At 71.6% G+C, this 18,595-nt stretch carries 17 protein-coding genes; 8 read left to right on the top strand and 9 right to left on the bottom strand.

All coding sequences use genetic code 11. From position 1 onward, the window contains the following. Positions 1-71: 71 nt before the first annotated feature. Positions 72-2,843: a LuxR C-terminal-related transcriptional regulator gene (locus tag ACIRQ7_RS20840; protein WP_404264213.1), complete on the bottom strand. Its 2,772-nt coding sequence runs from the start codon at positions 2,841-2,843 to the stop codon at positions 72-74. A 355-nt stretch (positions 2,844-3,198) separates the two neighbouring features. Here ACIRQ7_RS20840 and ACIRQ7_RS20845 point away from each other — a divergent pair, with 355 nt between their 5' ends. Next, positions 3,199-3,708, top strand: a complete 510-nt coding sequence (locus ACIRQ7_RS20845) for an ATP-binding protein (protein ID WP_404264215.1) — start codon at positions 3,199-3,201, stop codon at positions 3,706-3,708. 143 nt (positions 3,709-3,851) lie between these two features. Here the strand turns inward: ACIRQ7_RS20845 and ACIRQ7_RS20850 are convergent, their stop codons facing one another. Beyond that, complete coding sequence (locus tag ACIRQ7_RS20850; protein ID WP_404264217.1) at positions 3,852-4,385, bottom strand: hypothetical protein; 534 nt, start codon at positions 4,383-4,385, stop codon at positions 3,852-3,854. A 197-nt stretch (positions 4,386-4,582) separates the two neighbouring features. Here ACIRQ7_RS20850 and ACIRQ7_RS20855 point away from each other — a divergent pair, with 197 nt between their 5' ends. Further along, positions 4,583-5,470 (top strand): PTS sugar transporter subunit IIA, encoded by an 888-nt coding sequence (locus ACIRQ7_RS20855; protein ID WP_404264219.1) that lies wholly within the window; start codon positions 4,583-4,585, stop codon positions 5,468-5,470. 19 nt (positions 5,471-5,489) lie between these two features. Beyond that, a complete protein-coding gene (locus ACIRQ7_RS20860) occupies positions 5,490-7,073 on the top strand; it encodes a PTS ascorbate transporter subunit IIC (RefSeq protein ID WP_404264221.1) in 1,584 nt (527 codons plus the stop codon). Between the two features lie 86 nt (positions 7,074-7,159). Here ACIRQ7_RS20860 and ACIRQ7_RS20865 read toward each other — a convergent pair whose 3' ends face one another. Continuing rightward, complete coding sequence (locus ACIRQ7_RS20865) at positions 7,160-7,483, bottom strand: putative quinol monooxygenase (RefSeq protein WP_401471043.1); 324 nt, start codon at positions 7,481-7,483, stop codon at positions 7,160-7,162. A gap of 126 nt (positions 7,484-7,609) precedes the next feature. Between ACIRQ7_RS20865 and ACIRQ7_RS20870 the strand changes: the two genes are divergently transcribed. Beyond that, a complete protein-coding gene (locus ACIRQ7_RS20870; protein WP_404264223.1) occupies positions 7,610-8,557 on the top strand; it encodes an SRPBCC family protein in 948 nt (315 codons plus the stop codon). 29 nt (positions 8,558-8,586) lie between these two features. Continuing rightward, positions 8,587-8,793, top strand: coding sequence for an acyl-CoA carboxylase subunit epsilon (locus tag ACIRQ7_RS20875; protein ID WP_404264225.1), 207 nt, complete (start codon positions 8,587-8,589; stop codon positions 8,791-8,793). A gap of 73 nt (positions 8,794-8,866) precedes the next feature. Here the strand turns inward: ACIRQ7_RS20875 and ACIRQ7_RS20880 are convergent, their stop codons facing one another. The 6 genes from ACIRQ7_RS20880 to ACIRQ7_RS20905 all read right to left on the bottom strand — a co-directional run bounded on the left by ACIRQ7_RS20880 (position 8,867) and on the right by ACIRQ7_RS20905 (position 15,300). Next, a complete protein-coding gene (locus tag ACIRQ7_RS20880) occupies positions 8,867-9,898 on the bottom strand; it encodes a hypothetical protein (RefSeq protein WP_404264227.1) in 1,032 nt (343 codons plus the stop codon). A gap of 35 nt (positions 9,899-9,933) precedes the next feature. Then, entirely contained in the window at positions 9,934-10,653 is a 720-nt protein-coding gene (locus ACIRQ7_RS20885) for a class I SAM-dependent DNA methyltransferase (protein ID WP_404264229.1), read from the bottom strand. Positions 10,654-10,698: 45 nt separating this feature from the next. Next, complete coding sequence (locus ACIRQ7_RS20890; protein WP_404264231.1) at positions 10,699-11,844, bottom strand: glycosyltransferase; 1,146 nt, start codon at positions 11,842-11,844, stop codon at positions 10,699-10,701. Beyond that, a complete protein-coding gene (locus ACIRQ7_RS20895) occupies positions 11,841-12,764 on the bottom strand; it encodes an NADP-dependent oxidoreductase (RefSeq protein ID WP_404264233.1) in 924 nt (307 codons plus the stop codon). Before ACIRQ7_RS20895 ends, ACIRQ7_RS20890 begins: the two co-directional genes overlap by 4 nt. Before the next feature lie 125 nt (positions 12,765-12,889). Next, positions 12,890-14,320: a DHA2 family efflux MFS transporter permease subunit gene (locus tag ACIRQ7_RS20900; RefSeq protein WP_404264235.1), complete on the bottom strand. Its 1,431-nt coding sequence runs from the start codon at positions 14,318-14,320 to the stop codon at positions 12,890-12,892. Positions 14,321-14,385: 65 nt separating this feature from the next. Further along, positions 14,386-15,300, bottom strand: coding sequence for an NADP-dependent oxidoreductase (locus ACIRQ7_RS20905; protein ID WP_404264578.1), 915 nt, complete (start codon positions 15,298-15,300; stop codon positions 14,386-14,388). A gap of 266 nt (positions 15,301-15,566) precedes the next feature. On the opposite strand from ACIRQ7_RS20905, the gene ACIRQ7_RS20910 reads away from it, so the two are divergent. The 3 genes from ACIRQ7_RS20910 to ACIRQ7_RS20920 all read left to right on the top strand — a co-directional run bounded on the left by ACIRQ7_RS20910 (position 15,567) and on the right by ACIRQ7_RS20920 (position 18,572). After that, the gene (locus tag ACIRQ7_RS20910; RefSeq protein ID WP_404264237.1) at positions 15,567-16,721 is read left to right on the top strand and encodes a nucleotide disphospho-sugar-binding domain-containing protein; all 1,155 of its coding nucleotides are present in this window, start codon (positions 15,567-15,569) and stop codon (positions 16,719-16,721) included. A 536-nt stretch (positions 16,722-17,257) separates the two neighbouring features. Continuing rightward, on the top strand, positions 17,258-17,965 hold the full coding sequence (locus ACIRQ7_RS20915; RefSeq protein ID WP_404264239.1) for a response regulator transcription factor: 708 nt from the start codon (positions 17,258-17,260) through the stop codon (positions 17,963-17,965). A gap of 337 nt (positions 17,966-18,302) precedes the next feature. Continuing rightward, positions 18,303-18,572 (top strand): acyl carrier protein, encoded by a 270-nt coding sequence (locus ACIRQ7_RS20920; RefSeq protein WP_404264241.1) that lies wholly within the window; start codon positions 18,303-18,305, stop codon positions 18,570-18,572. The last annotated feature ends 23 nt before the right edge of the window (positions 18,573-18,595 follow it).

The following is an 18,595-nucleotide window of genomic DNA, read 5'->3' on the forward strand; positions in this document are numbered from 1 at the left end:
CTCGGGCATCCGAAGGGACGCGGGCGTAGTGCCGGACGAATCCGGCACCACGTCCGCGAGGGCGGTTCGACTCACCCGCCGTCGGCCCCGGCCCCCTCCGTCCCGGCTCCCCCCGTCGCGAGGTCCTGGCGGGAGTGGGCGCCGAGTTTGCGCAGGGCGCGGGCCACGTGTTGCTCGACCGTGCGGGACGAGAGATGGAGGGTGTCGGCGATCTCGCGGTTCGTCAGGCCGGTGCCGGCGAGCGCCGCGACCTCCTGCTCGCGGGGCGAGAGCCGGCCGCCGTAGCCGGGGCGGCCCGGTGGGCGGCGTTCGGTGCCCTGGGGGCCGGTGCGCAGCGTCGCCCGTACGCGGGCCGCGTCCCAGACCGCGCCCAGGTCGTCCAACTCCTTTGCCGCGGCGGTCAGTTCGTCCACCGCTCGGCGCGCCTCGGCGCCGCCCAGGGGCAGCGCGCAGCGCCCGGCGCCCTCCCGTGCGAGCGCGGCGTCGTACGGGCGCGGCAGGGCGGCGTAGGCCTCGGCAGCCGCGCGGAAGTGCCGCACCGCGGTGGCCGCCTCGCCCTCCGCCTCGGCCAGGGCCGCGCGGCAGCGGGCGAGCGAGGCGACGCCGGACGGCACCCGCAGGCCCTCGATCCCGGCGGCGAACTCCGCGATCCACGCGTGGGCGGCGTCGGGCCGGCCCGCGGCGGCCGTCGCCTCCACCGCCCACGGCGCCAGTTCGGCAGCCCAGGCCCACACCCCCTTGTGCCGCACCCGGGCCCAGGCCCGCGCCGCCTCGGCCGCCGCTTCCTCCGGCTCGCGCCGCGCCGTCGCCAGCCGGATCCGGACCCCCGACGCCGCCGCGGCCAGCGGGACGGCCGCGTCCGGGGAGAACGCCCCGGTGGCCGACACCAGCGCCGCCGCCCGGCTCCAGTCGCCCTTCGCCAGGGCCAGCTGTGCCAGGACGAGTTCGGCGTCGGCGGCGGTCGGCGAGCCCTCGCCCGCCTCGCGCGCGAACGCCGCTGCCCGGCCGGACAGTCCCGCCCAGCGCCCGGTGGTCCACTCCAGCAGCAACACCGTGCTGCCCCCGGTCCGTTGTGCGTACGAGGCGCCGGTCCGCGCGGCGAGCGCACGGCCCTCGGTCAGCAGGGCCGTGGCGCGGTGGTACTCGCCGAGCCACACCGCCGCGTCCGCGGTGTTGTTGAGCCCCCGCGCCACATGCTGACGGCACGCCAACTGCTCACTTTCCCGGGGGAGTTGTTCCACAAGCTGCCAGGAGTCGGCGTCGCCGGTGTTGATCAGCACCGTCGCGCGGTTGGCCGCCACGGCCACCTGCACCACGGCATCCCCGCTCTCGGCCGCGGCGGCCTCCGCCCGCTCCAGCCAGGCCAGATTCTCGGCGAAAGTGCCGCCGGGCCAGTACGGCATCGCCAGTGCGGACATCGCCCGCGCGGCGAGCTCCGGACGGCCGCGCAACTCCTCCGCCGCGCCGATGAGTTCGGACCTCCCGTCCGAACTGGACCCCGCCTGGTTGTTCAGCAGCAGTGCCAGGTCGAGCCGGATCTCACCGCGCACCTCGGCCGGCAGCGCGAGGTCCCCGATGATCCGGCGCAGCACCTCCATGGTCTGCTCCGACCGCAGCCCCACCACCGCGCTGCGCGCCAGCAGCAGCGCCAGCCGTACCCGGGCGGGCTGCGGCACCCGGACGTCCGCGAGGGCGTCCTCCGCGAGCTCGATCGCGTCCTGGTGCCTGCCCGCCGCCGCTGCCGCTTCCGCCGCCCGCTCCACGGCCCGCAGCCACGCGCGGACGGCGCCGTACCGCCGGTGGTGGCGGGCCAACTGCGCCCAGGGCACCGGCTGCCGGCGCCCCAGCACCCGCGCGGCCCGCCGGTGCAGATCCTCGCGGACCGGCCCCGGCAGCGCCTCGTGCACCGCCGTCGCGGCCAGCGGCACCTCGAATCCGTAGCGGCCGCCGTCGTGCTCCCGCAGCACCCCCGCCGCTTCGGCGGCCAGCACCGCCGCCCGGCCGCCGTCCGTGGACAGCCCGGCCACCGCGGCGAGATCGGCCAGCGACGCGGGGGCGTCCAGCACCGCCGCCGCCCCCACCGCCTTCCGGTGCTCCGGCGCCAGCCCGGCGGCCCGGCCCAGCACCAGCTCGGCGAGGCGCACGGGCACCCCCGCGGCATCCACCTCCGCCGCCGTGCAGAGGTCGGGGCCGCCGTCGTCCAGGGTGCGCAGCAGATCGACCACCACCTGCGGCACCCCGCCGGAGCGGGCGTACAGCCGGTCGACGAAACCCTGGGAACAGCGGTGCTCGCCCAGCGCCGCCGTCGCGCGGCGGCCGACCTCGTCCGCGTCGAGCGGGGTGAGCCGGATGCGCAGGACGGTGGATTCGGCGGGATAGGGCACCGGGGCGCCCAACGGAAGGCCGGGACCGGCCAATTCCTCCGGGCGGTAGGTCAGCACCGCGACGAGCCGGCCGGCCGGCCGCGCCAGCACCGCACGCAGCCGTGCACCCGCACCCGCGTCCGCCCGGTGCACATCCTCGACCACCAGCAGCGCCGGCGGCCCCGACGGGTCGTGCCAGGCCTCGACCGCCGCGAGCGGGTCCTCGTCCGCGCCGGCCCCGTGACCTGCGCCGCCTGCGGCGTCCGGCGCCCGGAGTTCGGGCCGGCCCGTCGTGAAGGCCAGGACGCGCAGCGACCGGGCGCGTGCCTCGGGGAGACCGGTCAGCCGCCGCACCAGCCTGCTCTTGCCGGTGCCCGCGCGCCCGGACACGAGGGCCACCGCCGGGCCCGGCCGGTCGTGCACGCTCAGCAGGCGGCGCAGCCGGCAGACCTCCGCGCACTCGTTCTCTCCGGTCACCACGCGATCACGCTCACGTCCTCCGTGTGTCCGCCGCCCGGCAGCCGGGGCCCGGCAGTTGTGCGGTGCGGCCCGCCCGGGGCGGGCTCACGCGGGGGTTCCCACAGGGCCGGGGGAGTTCTTTGCGTATCCGTAGTTCAGTGTCCCTGATTGTGTACGCCCGCGGCGACCCCTGAGTCTGGAAATCGAGACGCCCCCTGTACGTGCCTCGCACGGTGCCGGGTACGGCCGGAGACCGGTCGGACCGCTACCCCCACAAGCGGTCCGGCCTCTCCCGGCATTGCCCCGGCCGGTGCATCCACACCAACCCGGTGGCAGCCCCACCTGCCGCTGATGTTCGGGCGTTCGGGAGCTACACATGAGCACCGTCCAGGAAGCAGGCTCACTCACCGGTCCCTACGGGCGGCCCGGCCGCGCCCCCGCCACCGACAGCCGGGTCGGGTGCGCCGCGCCGGTCACCGCCGCGGCGGTCTCCCGGCTGCGCCGGCTGGCCCGGGACACGACCCGGGAATGGCAACTCCCGGACAGCGCCGAGGAAGCGGCCTGCGTCATCGTGACGGAACTCGTGACGAATGTGCTGCTGCACAGCGGCAGTCCGGACGTGACGCTGAGCATGGTGCGGGACGACTGCGCCCTGACCATCGAGGTCGCCGACTCCGGCCGGTGGAGACCGCGCCGCACCCCGCGCCGCGCCCCGCAGGACGCGGGCGCCACCTGCGGCCGCGGACTTCCGCTCGTCGACGCCTACGCGGTCTCCTGCGAGGTGCTCACCACCGCGTCCGGCACCCGGGTACGCGCGGAGGTGGCGGTCCCGGCACCGGCAGGGGTCCTGGAGCGCACCGGACCGCACCTCCCGCCCCTGCGGTAACCGCTCACCCAGGGCGCCGCGTACGCCCTGCGGATGCCCAAGACCTGCGGGGTGCCCACCGGTTCGAGGTGCTGGTGATCCGGGCCGCCGGCGCCGGACCGGAACCGGCCGCCCGGGTGGCCGGCCGGGCCGTGCCGTCCGGGTCAGTCCGTCTGGTGGGCGTCGCGCGCCGCGTCCACGAACCGCTCCAGACACTTCCAGAACGGGGAGTAGGCGGCGTCGAATTGCGCTTCCGCGTCCGCGGCGCCGGCCAGTTCCCTCCCGACCGCCTCGTAGAACGGCCCGGTCGCCTTCTGCAGGGAGAGGGCCGCGGCGGCGGCCGACGGCGGGCCTTCCAGTTCGACGACGCGTGCGCAACGGCGGATCTTCGCGTACTCGGCGACCTCCCGGTCGTGCAGCGCGCCGAGGGTGGCCGTACGGGTGTCGGAGCGGGGCAGGCGCAGCGCGGCGGAGATCTCCCAGTACAACTCGCCCATGCGGTGGGTCTGTTCGATCAGTTCCAGATAGGCGGTGCGGCGGCTCTCGCGCAGCCGCTCGGCCCGCTGCGAGCGCGCGGCGATCTCCGCCTGGATCCTGGCGGCCCGGGTACTGCCACGGCTGGTGACCCAACTGGCGAGCACCGCGGTGCCCCCGGTCAGCGCCGCGATCGCCAGAGTCCACACCGTGCCGTCGCCCACGAGGCGCCACCCTACCCAGCCGCACCACGGCGCCGCCGCACCGGAGCGCCGACAGGGAAGTGGCACGCCGGCACGTCGACGGCGGGCGCCGCACGGTCGGGCCCTCCGCCCGCGGGCGCTGCCGAGTTCCTGGCCGCCCGAGCCGCCTCGGTGGCCCCCATATGCCGATCACCTGCGGATATGTAGAGTGCCCTGCCATGGCAGCACTGAGTGGGCTCCTCCCCGTGGGGGCCGTACGGCTTGATGTCCGGGTGGCGGACTGGCGGGACGCGATCCGGGTCGCCGGTGGCCTGTTGGCGGAGTCGGGGGCCACCACGGAGGCGTATACCGCGGAGATGATCCGCAACGTCGAGGACAACGGGCCGTACATCGTCATCGCGCCCGGCTTCGCCTTCGCGCACGCGCGCCCCTCACCCGCCGTGCACCGCACCGGGATGTCCTGGGTCCGGCTGGAACAACCGGTGGAGTTCGGCCATGAGTCCCATGACCCGGTGACGCTGGTGGTCGGGCTCGCCGCCCAGGATTCCGCGGGGCACACCGCCGCGATGGCCGCCCTCGCGAAGCTGCTGGCCGACCCCGGCACGGCACAGGCACTGCGGGACGCCCCGGATCCGGCGGCACTGCACGCGGTGCTGGCGGGCGGCGGGGCAGGGGATACCGGCGAGGGAACGCCTACCGGCGAGGGAACGCCTACCGACGAGGGAACGGACACCGGCGAGGGAGCGGATCCCGGCGAGCCGGACCGTGCGCGGGACGCCGCCCCCGGCGCCGCCACCGGACAGCGACGCTCCGGCCCCGCCGTGCACAAGATCCTCACCGTCTGCGGCAACGGCGTCGGCACCAGCCTGTTCCTCAAGAACACCCTGGAGCAGGTGCTCGACCGCTGGGGCTGGTCCCGCCATGTGTCGGTGGAGGCCACCGACACCATCTCGGCCAAGGGCAAGGCGTCCGAGGCCGTGGTGATCCTGACCTCCCGGGAGATCGCCCGGACGCTGGGCGATATCGGCGTCCCGGTCCAGGTCATCGAGGACTTCACGAGCGGCACCGAGGTCGACCGCGTGCTCCGCGACACCTACGACGTCTGAGACGGGAGGAGAGCGACCCATGGACTGGCTCGTTTCCATAGCCAAATTTATTGTCAACGAAATCCTCAGCCAACCCGCGTATCTGATCGGGCTGATCACGGCGGCGGGCCTGATCGCCCTGAAGAAGTCCGCCGGGCAGATCATCGGCGGCGCCATCAAGGCGACCCTGGGATTCCTGCTGATCGGCGCCGGCGCGGGGCTGGTCGTCAGCTCTCTCGCGCCGCTGGGCGGCATGATCCAGGGCGCCACCGGAGCCCACGGCGTCATCCCGACCAATGAGGCGATCGTCGGCATCGCCCAGACCCAGTTCGGGGCCCGGGTCGCCTGGCTGATGATCCTCGGCTTCGCCGTGGGCCTGCTGCTCGCCCGCGTCACGCCGCTGCGCTATGTCTTCCTCACCGGCCACCACATGCTGTTCATGGCGACGCTGCTGACCATGGTGCTGGCCATCGCGGGCCAGTCGTCGGTGATCGTGGTGCTCGTCGGGGGCGTGCTGCTGGGCATCCTCCTGGTCGCCATGCCCGCCTTCGCGCACCCCTGGACCAAACGCATCACGGGCAACAACAGCATCGCCATCGGCCACTTCGGCACCGCCGGCTACATCGTCTCCGGCGCCGCCGGACAGCTCGTCGGCAAGCGCAGCCGCAGCACCGAGGACATGAAGCTGCCGGAAGGCCTGCGCTTCCTGCGGGACTCGATGGTCGCCACTGCTCTGTCGATGGTGCTGATCTACGTCATCATGTCGCTGGTCTATCTGGCCAAGGCCGGCAAGGCCACGGCGTTCAAGTCCTTCGCGGCCGACGGCGGCACCGCGGCGACCGACGCCGGGAACTACGTCATGCAGTCCGTCATGCAGGGCCTGCAGTTCGGCATCGCGGTCGCTGTCATCCTCTTCGGTGTCCGGACGATTCTGGGCGAACTCGTCCCGGCGTTCCAGGGCATCGCCGGGAAGCTGGTGCCCGGCGCGGTGCCCTCGCTCGACGCGCCGATCGTCTTCCCGTACGCGCCGAACGCCGTGCTCATCGGCTTCCTCTCCAGCTTCGCCGGCGGGCTCATCAGCCTCGGCCTGCTCACCTGGGTCTTCCACCCGGCCTTCGGCCTGGCGCTGGTCCTGCCCGGTCTCGTACCGCACTTCTTCACCGGCGGCGCGGCCGGTGTCTACGGGAACGCGACCGGCGGCCGACGCGGCGCGGTCGTCGGCTCCTTCCTCAACGGTGTGCTGATCACCTTTCTGCCGGCCCTGCTGCTCAAGGTGCTCGGCGCGTTCGGTGAGGAGAACACCACCTTCGGGGACGCCGACTTCGGGTGGTTCGGCACCCTGATCGGCAACGCCGCGAAGGTGGGCAGGACCGGCGGCATCGTCGTGATGCTGCTGATCGGCGCGGTGATCCTCGCCGCCGCGATCCTGTTCCAGAAGCGGGTCGTGGACGCCGGCTGGGACCCGGGCGCCCGGCGCGACGCCTTCCTCCCGCGGCAGCGGACCGCGGCGTCCGCCCGGGACACCGACGCCACCGCCGGCACGGACGCGGCCCCCCGCACCCTCACGAAGATCGCCCCGCCGCCGGGAGCGCCGGCCCCGCCCCCGCCGCCCGAAGGGCGCTGACGGGACGGGACCACCGGGCCGAGGCGCCGGGCCGCAGCCGGCCCGACGCCTCGGCCGAGGGGGCATGTCCGTCGCGAGGGGGCACGTCAGTCGATGGTGAGTTCACCCATGGCGCTCCAGCCGTCCGCGCCCTCGATCGTCGTACTCACGATGTCGGGCGTGCGCCGCAGCAGCGGGCGCATGTCCTCCAGCGCGGTACGGAAGTGATCGGAGGTCACATGAGCCTCCGCCGCGTCGTCGTGGAACGCTTCGACGAGTACGTAGGTGTCCGGGTCCTCGATGCTGCGTGACCACTCGAACCAGAGGTTGCCCGGCTCGGCGCGGGTCGCCTCGGTGAACGCGCTGACGTGCGTCGGCCACTGGTCGGCATACTCGGATTTCACCGGAAACTTCACCACAATAAAGATCATTCCCTGATTCTAGGTCATGGCCCCGCAGCCGCCTCATCTGCCGTGGCCCTGCCCGTTCCCCCTCAAGCGGCCTTCTAGGCCTGTCGGCGACGATCGGTCGAACCGACAGCTGGAGGGGCCGACACCATGGCAGATGCGCACGGGCGGGTGGCGAAGACCGCACACGAGGTCACGGTGGCGGCACCACCGGATCTGGTGTACCGACTGCTCGCCGACCTCGCCAACTGGCCGTGGATCTTCCGGCCCTTCGTCCATGCCGAACGCCTCGGCGCCGACGGCCCCTTCGACCGCGTCGGTATGTGGACCACCACCGGGGACCAGGTCGAGCACTGGGTGGCGCTGCGGCGGCTGGACGAGGCGCACCTGCGGATCGACTTCCGCCCCAAGGAGCCGGCGGCGCCGCTGGCCACGATGGAGCGGTCCTGGATCGTCGAACCCCGCTCCGGGGGCTCGTGCACGGTACGGCTGCTGCACCGCTACTCCGTCCTGGGCGACGACCCCTCGGCGCTGGAGAGCACCGCCCGGGTCATCGACACGATCGCGGACGCCGAGACCCAGGCCGTGAAGCGGGCCGCCGAGCTGGTGGCCGGCACGCCCGAACTCAAGGTGGAGGTCACCGACACGGTCGGCATCGCGGGCTCGGAGAAGGCCGTCCACCATGCGCTCCACGACGTGCGGAGCTGGCCCGGCATCCTGCCGCACGTGGCCAGGGCAGAGGTCGTGCAGGACACCGACGGCCGGCAGCTCGTCGAGATCGAAACCGTCGAACGCTCCGGGAAACTGCTCGCCATGCGGACCGCCCGCGTGAGCCTGGCCCCGTACGCCGTCGTCTACAAGCAGCTGGCCCTGCCGCCGATCAGCAGCAGCCACCACGTCCGCTGGCACATCGAGCCGACCGCGGGCGGCGTCGAGGTCACCTCACACCAGACGGTGATCGTCGAGCCCCCCGGGATCGAGCGGATGCTCGGCGCCGGCAAGGGCACGGCGGACGCCACGGAGTTCATCCAGCGGGAACTGAGCGCCAAGGTCCGGCTGGTCCTGGACGGCGTGAAGAAGCACATCGAGGCCGGCTGACCCGGCCGGGCCCACACCGAGGAGGCACCGTGAGCGTTGATGCCGGAGACCGGACCCTGCTGCGCGTCGAGCGGGGACAGGCCAGCGAGGAGGAGCTCGCCGCGGTCGCGGTGAGCCTGTTCTCGCTGCTCGTCAGGCGGGAGGAGGGCCCCGATGACGACGGTCAGCGGGCCGTCGCGCGCTGGCAGAGATGGGAGCGCGCGCAGCCCTACCGGGCGCCGCACAGCTGGAAGTAGCGGCACTCCCGCACACCGCGAACGGCCCGCCGGGCACAACCGGCGGGCCGTTCGCGGGAGCCGCGCCCCCGGGCTAATGACGCCAGAGCGCCGCCTTCGGGGAGCCACCGTCGGGGGTGGCCACTCCGATCGCGGTGTCGTCGGCGCCGACCGCGTACGGGTCGCCGGCACCGGGCGCGGCCATCTTGAGGGCCACCACCGTTCCGTCCTTCGTCCACAGCACCGGGCGATGGGTGCCCTTCGACGTCACCGAGTAGCCGACGACCGTGCCCTTGCCGTTGATCGCGAGGGCGTAGCCCGCCGTGTCCCCCGGCAGCGCGGGGAGTTCGCGGACCGTGCCGTCGCGCAGCCACATGACCGCCTTCGTCGGCGCCCCGGCCGACACACCGGAACCACCGACGACCACACCCGAGTCGTTGATCGACGTGGCGGCGGTGTCCCGGTGTCCGGGCAGCGCCGGCAGTTCCTTCGCCTTGCCGCCCGCCTCCCAGCGCACCGCGCGGTTGCGCCCCTCGGCGGTGCTGGAGGCGCCGACACTCACCCCGTGGTTGTTGATCCACGTGGCGCCGGTGGACACGTCGCCGGGCAGGCCCGGGAGCTCCGTGGCCTTGGCGTCGGCGCTCCAGCGCATGGCGTGCCAGTTCCCGTCCGGTGTGACGGAGAATCCCACGCTGACCCGGTCGTCGTTGACGGAGTACGCCCGGGTCTTCACCGTCCCTTTGACGCCCGGGAGTTCCACCATCTTGTGGTTGCGGTCCCAGCTCACGGCCCGCTCGGTGGCGCCGAGGGAACGCCCCACGACGGTGGCGTCGCTGCTGTTGACCGAGAATGCCGTGCTGGAGGTGTCACCCGGCAGGGTGCCGAGATCGGTCACCTCGCCGTTGCGCTTCCACACCGCCGCGTGCGTGTTGGTGCCGCTGCCGGAGAAGCCGGAGTCGCCGACGACCAGCCCGTCGTGACCGGTTCCGAAGGCCCGGTCCGACGTGCCGCCCGGCAGCGGCTTCAGTTCGGCGTACGATCCGGCCGCCCACGCCGAAGCGGCCTGGCCCGCCAGCACCGTGGCGACCACCGCGGCCGTGCCCAGCCTTGCCCGATACCTACCCATGAACAACCCCCGTTGGGAACATGTGCCGTTGCTGACTACTTGCGGACGCCCAGGAAGAAACCGGGGCTTCCCTTACCCGTGTCGACGTACTCGGTCTCCAGGCCGCTGTCCTGGAAGGCCTGGGTGTACGCCGCACGGGAGAACAGAGTGAGACGGTCGACCTCGCTGCGGTGCTGGATGCCCGTCTCGGTATCGCAGAAGAGGTAGTGGATCTCCATCCGCGTGGTGTCGCCCTCCAGCGTCGAATGCGCCACCCGGGCAATGCCCTGCCCCTGGTCGCCGCTCTTCAGCGCGTGCGTGGACACGTAGTTCGGGATGAAGGTGTCGGGGAAATACCAGGGCTCGACGGCCAGCACGCCACCGGTGGCGAGGTGCCGGGACATCGCCCGCACCGCGTGACGCAGATCGTCGACGGTGGCCAGGTAGCCGATCGAGCTGAACATGCACACGACGCTGTCGAACTGCCGCCCCAGCTCGAAGGTGCGCATGTCGCCGTGGTGCAGCGGCACCCCGGACAGCCGCCGGGAGGCGCGCGCCGCCATCGACTCGGACAGCTCCAGGCCGGCCACCTCGTCGAAGTGCTTGGCGAAGGCCGCCAGATGGATACCGGTGCCGCACGCCACGTCCAGCAGTGTCGCCGCGTCCGGCTTGCGCTCACGGATCAGTTCGGTGACGCGGGCCGCTTCGCCCGCGTAGTCCTTGCGGTCCTGGTACAGCAGGTCGTAGATCTCCGCTGCGCGGTCGCTCTCGTACATGGCTCTCCTGAGTCAGCTTCTCGGTCTGCGTGGTGGGGTGTTGCCTTACGCGCGGGCGGCCGCGGCCGCGACGTCCTCCAGCCGGCGCACCGCGTCCAGCGGCGACGGCGCGGCGGACATCTCCGCGCGGAGCTGCTCGGCGGCGCGCCGGTAGGCGGGGTCACCGAGCAGCTCCTCGCACGCGGCCACCACCCGCTGGGGCGTCTGCTCCTGCGCGCCCAGCACCCTGGCGGCCCCGGTGGTGCTCATCGGCGAGAGGTATTCCTCGAACTCGACCACGTTCGGGACGATGACCTGGGGTATCCCATGAGCCGCGAACCCCAGCATGGTGCTGCCGCCGCCGTGGTGCACCGCCAGGTCACACGTCGGTGCGAGGACGTCGAAGGGGAGCCAGCCGGCCCGTGCGTCGGCGGGCAGCGCGGTCAGATGCTCCGCGACCCCGTCCGGCGCGGCGATGAGCAGTTCGGCGTCCAACGTGGCTGCCGCGCCGATCAGTTCGTCCAGATGGTCAAGCGCGTAATCGGTGCCCACCCGGGTGCCCGCGGAGATCCAGACCCGGGGCCGGGGGCCCTTGGCGAGCATCCAGCTCTCGACCGGGCGGGCCGAGGAGTGGGGAACGTAGCGGACCGGCTCACCGGCGAGACGGCGCAGCGCGCCTCCCGCGGCGGGGCGGATGCTCTCCGGGCACATGAGGAAGGTGGTGGCAGGGGCGGGCAGGCTGCCGAAGCCCAGCCGCGCCAGCTCGTCGAGCGTGGCCCGATGCCAGTTCTCCGGCTCCGCGAAGCCGAACTCGACGGCCACGTACGGGATGTGCAGCCCGCCGGACAGCAGCGGCGCCGCGTAGGCGAGCGGCCCTCCCACGATGAGGTCGGGACGCCATTGGCCGGCGACCCGCAGCAGGTCACGATGGGTGTCCGCGGCGATCCGCGCCCCGATGGCCCCGAGCGCCGACGCCCGTTCGTCCAGGCCTCCGGTGAGCGGGACGAGCTTCCCGTCCCGCATCTCGCGGTAGTCCTTGGGAGCCTTCGCGGGCGCGGGCACCGCGGGGATGCCCGCCCCCAGCAGCGTGGGCAGCGCCTCGGCGTGGGCCGCCGCGATCACGTCGTGCCCGGCGCTCCGCAGGGCCTGCGCCAGCGGTATGACCGGAAGGATGGCGCCGGCGCCGCCCTCGAAGACGAAGAGGCACTTCATGAGGCGTGGTCGACGAGGATCACTATCTTTCCGCGGCCGTGTCCGAGCTCCACGGCACGGTGGGCCTCGGCGGCTTCGGCCAGCGGGTGGGCCGCCCGGATGTGGACGCCGATCCCGCCCTCGTTGTAGAGGTCGACGAGCGACTGGAGGCGGGCCGCCGAACGCCCCGGGCCGAAGAGCGGGATGCCCAGCTCCTTGGCCTCCTCGAAGGACAGCATGGTGCGGATGCGACTACGGTCCTTGACCAGCTCCGCGCAGGCGCGCAGCGCGTCCGGACCGGCGGCGTCCAGGGCGGCGTGCACACCGTCCGGAGCCACCGCGCGGACCCGCTCCACCAGGCCCTCGCCGTACTCGACCGGGACCGCACCGAGGGAGCGCAGGTAGTCGTGGTTGGCGGGACTGGCGGTGCCGATGACGCGGGCCGCTCCCCACCGCTGGGCCAGTTGGACGGCGAAGCTGCCCAGCGCGCCGGCGGCAGCGTTGATCAGCACGGTGTCGCCCCGGCCGACCCCCATGGCCTGCAGCGCGAGGTGCGCACCCTGCCCGTTGCCGGAGAACCCGCCGGCGACCTCCCACGGCATCCCGGCGGGCTTGGCCACGATCTGGTCGGCGGGTACGACGACGTACTCGGCATAGGCGTTGAGCGTGCTGAAGCCGATCACCTCGGTGCCGATCTCCACACCCGTGACACGGTCACCGAGCTGGTCGACGATCCCGGCGAACTCGTTGCCCGGCACCGCGGGCGGCTGCACCGCGAGGAACGGCGGCGCCCACCCGCGGCGGATCGCCGCATCGAAGGGCTGGACACCCGCGACCTTGACCCGGACGCGGACCTCGCCGGGCCCGGCGTGCGGGGTCTCTCTTTCTTGCACCTGCAGCACGTCCGGAGTGCCGAACGAGGACAGAGTCGCTGCCTTCATAGTGGTCCTTCCCACTGAGGAGAACGTTCGGGGCAGGGGGTATCGCGGCATGCCGAGGGCAGCCGTGTCGGGGGTACGTATCGGGTGCGGCGGGCGTGCCGGGGCTGCCGGCCGCGGCAGCCGGGTCAGGCCTTGCGCTTGGCCGGGAGCATGAAGGCGAGCGCGAACGGCACGATCAGCAGAGCCGTCATCCACCAGAAGGTGGCGGTGAAGGCGGAGGCGTCGAACACCTTCTCCTGGCTGGAGGCCAGTTGGAGACTCACCGCGGCCAGGGCCCCGCCCAGGGCGCCGCCGATGCGCTGCGCCACGGCACTGATCGTGGCGATGTGCGGGATGGCGTCCTGGGGCAGGGAGGTCTGGTAGAGCGACGCGGACAACGGGATCGAAATCGCGGCCAGGCCCATTCCGCGCAAGGCCAGCGCGCTGCCCAGCAGCACATCGTCGGGTTCCGTGTCGGCCAGGGCGAAGGGAAGGGTCCCCACCAGGGTGAGAAGCAGTCCGCACAGGACGACGGGGCGGGTCCCGAGCCGGTCGTTCAGCGATCCGACGAATACCGCGGCGATCCCCATTCCCGCTCCCTGCGGAGCGAGGAGTGTGCCGGCCGCGGTCGCGGAGAGGCCGACGATTTGCTGGTAGTAGAGCGGAATCAGGAACAGCAGGCCGTACAGCAGGAAGCCGACGACGAAGATCATGACGGTGGCGATGGCGAAGCCGCGGCTGGAGAAAGGGCTCGGATCGATGATCGACCGGGCACGCCGCCGCCGGGCATGAAGGATGAACCAGCCGGTGAGCACCGCACCGGCGACGACCGCGCCCACCGCGGTCACGGCGTCCAGCCAGCCGAGCGGGCCGGCGGCGCCGAGGTCGGCGACCTGGGAGAGGCCGAAGACCAGGGCCGACAGTCCCGGGGTGACCAGGAACAGGCCCTTCCAGTCGAGTCGCGCCTCCCGCTCCGCCGCGTCCCGCGGCAGGATGATCCAGGCCGCCACCAGAGACGCGAGCAGCAACGGGATCTGCCCGAAGAAGAGCCAGTGCCAGCTGACGGCGTCGATGACGGCGCCTCCGGCGATGGGCCCCAGGACCGGCGCGAGCGTGGAGGGAACCGCCACCGCGCTGAACGCGCGGCCGGCCCGTTCCGGTCCGGCCGCGCGGGTCAGCACCACGGTGGCGACCATGCCGATGAGGCCGCCGGAGAATCCCTGGAGCACCCGGAACAGGATGAGACTGAGCGGGGACCAGGCGATACCGCAGAGCACCATGGAGAGCAGGAACGCCACCAGCGAATACAGCCACACCTTGCGGGAGCCGAATCGGCGCACCATGTATCCGGACACCGGAATGGCCGCGCAGGTGGCCAGCAGATAGGCGCCGGTGATCCATTGGATGGACTGCGCGGATGCCTCGAAGTCCTCCCCGATGGCATCGATCGCCACGACCATCAGCGTGCCGTCGACAGCGGCAACGATGGTTCCGAGAATGACGACGCAGCCGAGCGCGATCAAACTGGCGTCTTTCTGCGCCGCGGTGGTTTCGGTGGCCTTCAGCTCTGACGCCATGCGCTCCTCACATCCCTTCCAGGCCTTGCGGGCCGTTGGTGTCCGGCGGTATCGCGGTCAGCGGGTCAGGCCACGGAAAGGACGATCTTTCCGCGCCCGTGACCCTTTTCCAGTTCGCGGTGGGCTTCGGCTGCCTCGGCGAGCGGGAAGGCCTTGCGGATGTGCAGCTTGATGTGGCCCTGCTCGTAGAGCTTGGTGAGCTCGGTGAGCCGGTCGGCGTTGCGGGAGGGCCCGAGCGCGGGTACGCCGAGCTCTTCGGCCGCCTCGTCGGAAATCATGGTCCGGATGCGGTTCTTGTCCTTGACCAGTTCGACCGAGGCACGCAGCGCGTCGGGACCGGCGTTGTCCATGGCGGCGTCGACGCCGTTCGGCGCCACGGCGCGCACCCGCTCGACCAGGCCCTCGCCGTAGGTGATCGGAATGGCCCCGATGGAGCGCAGATACGCGTGGTTGGCCTCACTGGCCGTGCCGATGACGGTGGTGGCACCCCAGGCCCTGGCCAGCTGCACGGAGAAGGTGCCCAGCGCGCCGGCCGCCGCGTGGATGAGCACCGTGTCCCCGGGGTTGATCTGCATTTGGGAGAGACACAAGTGGGCACCCTGGCCGTTGGCCGAAAAGCCACCCGCGATCTCCCACGGCATCCCGTCCGGCTTGGCCACGATCTGGTCGGCCGGCACCACGACGTACTCGGCGTAGCTGCCCGTCGTGCTGTAGCCGAGGACCTCCGTTCCCAGCGGGAGGCCGGTGACTCCCTCGCCGGTCCGGTCGATGGTGCCCGCGAACTCGTTGCCCGGGACGACGGGGAAGGTGAGGTCGATGGAGGGGGGTGCCCATCCGGTGCGGATGCCGGTGTCGAAATGCTGTACACCTGCTGCCCGCACCCGGATCCGGACCTGGCCGGGGCCGGCCTCGGGCTCCGGAACGTCCATCAGTGTGAGGACTTCCGGCCCGCCGAACGACGTCAAGGCCGCAGCCTTCATAGCGATCACCGCGCAATCATGTGGATCCAGTAATCGGGCAGCATCGGCTGGTGTGGGCATCCACCCGATGCCGTGACGATGAGTCAAGCACCTCGAAAGCGCCTTGACTTCGGCTTGACTCAAAGTCGCTGTCGACGCCGCCGCCTGCCGGATGGAGACCATCAGTCCTCGCTCAAGTCTGCGTCGAGCCGGGACCGGCACCCTCGGGAGCCGACAGCGGACGAACCGCCGCTGTTCACCGGACTCTTTGGATTGAGGTCGTCGCGATGCGCGTGATGTTCGCTATTTCACCGGGACTTGACCACCTGTATCCGTCCTCGGGACTCGCGTGGGCATTCCGCACCGCCGGGCACGACGTCGCCGTGGCCACCTCGGGTGTCTCGACGCAGGCCGCGGCGCACGCGGGCTTCGCGGTACGGGAGGTCTCCGCGGGCGCCGACTTCGCGTCGATCTTCCCCCGGGTCGGATCGCCGGCGGAGCGGGCGAAGGCCATGCGGGCGCGCGGACAGGCCATGGCCGGGACGCTGCAGACTCCCGACATCATCCTGGAGAAGTTCTCCCGGGTCAGCGAGCTGATGCTCGACGGGACGCTGCGCTTCGCCGAGGCGTGGCAGCCGGACCTGATCGTCTACTCCCGGCTGCAGGGCGCCGCCCTGGTGACCGCGAGTGCGCTCGGTGTCCCGGCCGTCGAGCACGGCTTCAGCTTTCTGCGCGAGGGCGAGATGCCGCGGCGCTTCCTGCCGCATCTGGTGCCGCTCTACGAACGGCTGGGCCTGCGTGCGGAGTTGCCGCCGATCACCTCGCTGTACTTCGCGCCCGAGCACATGATGCACGGGGCGGGGGAGGGCTGGACGATGCGCTCCGTCCCCTTCCACGGCGGCGGGACCCTGCCGGACTGGATGGCGGAGCGCAAGGCGCGGCCGCGCATCTGCGTGACGCTGGGCACCACCGTTCCCCATGTGGCCGGTGTGGGCAGCCTGGAGAGCGTGCTGCGGGCGGCGGCCGGCGTCGATGCGGAGTTCGTGCTCGCCCTCGGCGACGACCCCGACCTGGAGAGCCTCGGTACCCTCCCCGCCAATGTGAGCGTGGTCGGCTGGACGCCGTTGAGCACGCTGCTGACCACCTGCGACGCGATCATTCACCACGGCGGCTCCGGAACCACCCTCGCGTCGGCGCACGCGGGGACCCCGCAACTGGCCATGCCGCACGGGGCGGACAACTGGATCAACGCCGCCATGATCGAACGCTGTGGCCTGGGACTGACCAGGGACCCGGAAGACGTCGACGCCGAGGTCCTCAAGACCCTTCTGCACGACGAGGGACTGCGTGCCTCCACGCGCGAGGCGGCCGCCGCGCTGGCCGCGGAACCGGGCCCGGACCAGATGGTCCCGCGGCTGCTCGGTCTGCTCGACGGGCGGTGACCTGCACCGGGCGGGGTATCGCCGGACGCCCCGCCCGGAAGCCGGCGCAGGCCCGGCGCCCCACCATGGTCATTTCAGGACTGGCTGACAGCCAGTCAATCTGTGTGTGCTGTGCATCTTCCGGCGACAAGAGAGACAAAAATCTATATCTTTGCCTCCCCAGGGGCGTCTATTGGCCATCGGGGGCGTAGATGCTCAAGTCTGCTCGCCGTGGGGATTCGTGAAGCGCCGACCAGCGGAATGATGCCGTCCGGTCCCGTATCGGGCGAAAGAAAGAAACCGAGCAGTCCGTTTGATGTTTGACGATCAAGGATAATCACGCCTGATCACGCGGCAACTGCAAGGATTTGACGTTTCCTTGGGGTGATTGACCAAAAGATTGACAAACCGACTGAGCGGTTCCTAAAGTCCGGGCATTGGTGAAGTTGAGGTAAGTAGGGGGACAGATGAACCAGCGTTCTCACGCTGTGCTGGAGCCTCGCAGACCAGATATCGCAGAGGGGGGAAGTGATGACGTCACCAGCGGAATCCCCGGGGTGTTACCGGGTGGGCTGATCCCCTCGGTTTCCTGGCGGGTCCTCATCGTCGAGAGCGACCTGAGCGACGCGGAAACGCTGGCGGGGGCACTGCGCCGGCACAGTCACGAAGTCGACATCGTCGCCACCGGAAGCGGAGCGCTGCGCGCCTACCCGGACGCCGACCTGGTCCTGCTCGACCTCGAACTTCCCGACCTGGACGGCCTGGAGGTCTGCCGGGCGATCCGGGCCGCGGGCGAGGTGCCCGTCATCGCCGTCACCGCCCGGGGGAGTGAACTCGACTGCGTCCTGGGCCTGCAGGCCGGTGCGGACGACTACCTCCCCAAGCCGTATGGCTTCCGCGAGCTGATGGCGCGGATGGAAGCGGTCATGCGCCGGGCCCGCCCGGCACACCCGCCCGTCAACGTCATCATCAGCGGCCCGCTGCGGATCGACGCCGGCACCCGCCAGGTGAGCCTGCGGGGACGTCATATCGAGACGACCCGCAAGGAGTTCGACATGCTCCATCTCCTCGCCTCGCACCCGGAGACCGTCATCCCCCGCAAGCGGCTGATGCAGCAGGTGTGGGGCGACTCCTGGTCCCGGCGCACCGTCGACACCCATGTGAGTACGCTGCGGAACAAGATCGGCGCCGACTGGATCATCACGGTCCGCGGTGTCGGATTCCGCTTCGGACCGGAACCGCAGGCCGGAACGGCCCCCGAATAACGTCGTGCGAAGCCGCGTGGGAACCCTCCACGAACGCTCCGCCACCGCTTTTTGACATTCACTTGGCGAACATTCGATGAAGACGGCCAGAGTTTATGAAACCTGACCGAGTTCTGAACGGGCCCGCATTGCTTGGCAAGGTGAGGCCGACGAGCCTGGGACCTGCCATGGGATGCGCCTCCCGCTGCGAAGCAGATGCGGCGCACGCGCGCGAAGGATCACCTCGTGTCGCTCCCGAGCAGCCATCCGCCCCGAAGTCCTGCCGAGGGAGAGACGGGGCCCCGAGCTCCGTACCCGGTCCACCGCCGGGCACGGAACATCGATGAAGGGATCCACCGTGCCGAAAAACGAATTCACCATCGAAGACCTCAAGCGCATTCTCCTGGAGGGCGCCGGAGCGGACGAGAACGTGGACCTCGACGGAGAAATCCTCGACGCCGACTTCGACCAATTGGGATATGAGTCGCTGGCGTTGCTGGAGACCACCGTCCGCATCGAGCGTGAGTACGGCATCACCCTGGACGACGACGTGATCAGCGAGAACCGCACCCCGCGGTCCCTGATCGACGTCGTCAACACCCGCCTCAGGGATGCCATCACCGCATGACCCGAAGGGCTTGGTGTACCCGA

Origin of the sequence: Streptomyces sp. NPDC101393 (assembly GCF_044767385.1) — a bacterium.
In the GTDB taxonomy this organism is placed as follows: Bacteria; Actinomycetota; Actinomycetes; order Streptomycetales; family Streptomycetaceae; genus Streptomyces.

Coding starts and splice junctions, on each gene's coding strand:
- ACIRQ7_RS20865 (WP_401471043.1), bottom strand. CDS start 7,483: ATGATCTTTATTGTGGTGAAGTTTCCGGTGAAATCCGAGTATGCCGAC.
- ACIRQ7_RS20870 (WP_404264223.1), top strand. CDS start 7,610: ATGGCAGATGCGCACGGGCGGGTGGCGAAGACCGCACACGAGGTCACG.
- ACIRQ7_RS20910 (WP_404264237.1), top strand. CDS start 15,567: ATGCGCGTGATGTTCGCTATTTCACCGGGACTTGACCACCTGTATCCG.
- ACIRQ7_RS20860 (WP_404264221.1), top strand. CDS start 5,490: ATGGACTGGCTCGTTTCCATAGCCAAATTTATTGTCAACGAAATCCTC.
- ACIRQ7_RS20900 (WP_404264235.1), bottom strand. CDS start 14,320: ATGGCGTCAGAGCTGAAGGCCACCGAAACCACCGCGGCGCAGAAAGAC.
- ACIRQ7_RS20885 (WP_404264229.1), bottom strand. CDS start 10,653: ATGTACGAGAGCGACCGCGCAGCGGAGATCTACGACCTGCTGTACCAG.
- ACIRQ7_RS20890 (WP_404264231.1), bottom strand. CDS start 11,844: ATGAAGTGCCTCTTCGTCTTCGAGGGCGGCGCCGGCGCCATCCTTCCG.
- ACIRQ7_RS20855 (WP_404264219.1), top strand. CDS start 4,583: ATGGCAGCACTGAGTGGGCTCCTCCCCGTGGGGGCCGTACGGCTTGAT.
- ACIRQ7_RS20880 (WP_404264227.1), bottom strand. CDS start 9,898: ATGGGTAGGTATCGGGCAAGGCTGGGCACGGCCGCGGTGGTCGCCACG.
- ACIRQ7_RS20905 (WP_404264578.1), bottom strand. CDS start 15,300: ATGAAGGCTGCGGCCTTGACGTCGTTCGGCGGGCCGGAAGTCCTCACA.
- ACIRQ7_RS20895 (WP_404264233.1), bottom strand. CDS start 12,764: ATGAAGGCAGCGACTCTGTCCTCGTTCGGCACTCCGGACGTGCTGCAG.
- ACIRQ7_RS20845 (WP_404264215.1), top strand. CDS start 3,199: ATGAGCACCGTCCAGGAAGCAGGCTCACTCACCGGTCCCTACGGGCGG.